This is a genomic window from Salinivibrio sp. ML290 (assembly GCF_001995695.1).
In the GTDB taxonomy this organism is placed as follows: Bacteria; Pseudomonadota; Gammaproteobacteria; order Enterobacterales; family Vibrionaceae; genus Salinivibrio; species Salinivibrio siamensis.
Window position 1 is genome coordinate 1 of sequence record NZ_MUEY01000032.1, and the last position, 1,251, is coordinate 1,251.

1 protein-coding gene and 2 pseudogenes are annotated in these 1,251 nt (G+C 43.2%); all 3 read right to left on the minus strand.

Features of this window, described 5'->3' with window-relative positions:
* Nucleotides 1-136 (minus strand): annotated as a pseudogene (locus BZG23_RS16980) (IS256 family transposase); the annotation flags it as partial.
* 24 nt (nt 137-160) lie between these two features.
* Entirely contained in the window at nt 161-904 is a 744-nt protein-coding gene (locus BZG23_RS16305) for an RHS repeat domain-containing protein (protein WP_077607556.1), read from the minus strand.
* Between the two features lie 124 nt (nt 905-1,028).
* A pseudogene (locus BZG23_RS16620) lies at nt 1,029-1,251 on the minus strand (hypothetical protein); the annotation flags it as partial.

The window sequence follows — 1,251 nt, forward strand, 5'->3', positions numbered from 1 at the left end:
CCATCTCAGCAGCCAAAGCAGCTTCGGTGATCTGTTTAATCAACGGCGTTAGCAGTCCATCTTTCCCGTTGAGGTCTTGTCCAGATTGCAGTGCCTTAGCAAAAGCTTGAATATCAATTTCGTATTTGTCGGACATTGATGTATCACTCCCTGTTGAGGGTTAACTATAGGAGTGACACAGACTTTTGAACACTACCGTAGACCCGGTAACATGGCCAAGATGATTGGTTACGTAAGTGTAGCTTTGTTCACCAGCGGTACGTAGTAGTAACCCACCAATACCACCCGGCTTATCTAAACGCCAACTGTTTTCAGCAACAACGGTATCGGATCCATCGCGCTCTTGCAGTTCCAGCAAACCTAAACGGACAAATTTCTTTTCTGCTACAATCGCGCCATTTTCCAGCCGAGAATATTTAACTAACTGGTGACGATAGTTGTAGGTAAAACGCTCTTCAATCTGCACACCGTCTTGAGTAAACAGCATTGATGTAAGGCGGTTTTCGGCATCGTAACTGGCCGAGAACATCTCCCCGCCAGCCAGAACACCAGCAATCAGGTTACCATCAGCGTCATAGTCAAAAACATCGGCTACGCCGTTATACGTGGCTATCTGATTAACGTTGTTATACGTTGCTCGATAGGAGTTTGACTCGGCTGGCATCGGTTCCGTAGTTTGTAATCCAACCAAATCACCCGCAACATCGAAATCATAACCAAATTTAGCCAACTGCTCCGCTGACTTTTGGTACACCAATGAACTTAAATCACCGAGATTATCCAGCTCAACCGTCTGGGTGATACCATTCGGATACGTTCCAATGACGGAGCCAGAAGTACCATTATCCTGATACTCGTAGGCAAACTCTTGTCCCTGAGCGGTGATTTTAATTGCACGGCCCAAACTATCATACTCATAGCGAGTATTGACTCGACCATCGACACTAATGGTACTTACCCGATAGAGTTCATCATAGGTAAAATCGATGGCATCATTGCTGAATCTACAATTAATTCAAAAAATAAATTTATTTTTTTACTGCATATGCGCCATCTTTTCGTAAGCGACTACCATTTGGATTGACAGCACCTTCATCAGTTAAATCTGGGTAAAATATTTTTTTTTCATACAAGCCATAAAATATAGTCCCATGGATCCCAACAACATCTTTCTTTAATACCCTATTTTCCCAAATAGAACTAGGTATAGTAACTCCCTCCGTTTCTAGGTCTTCCCAGAAAACTATATCC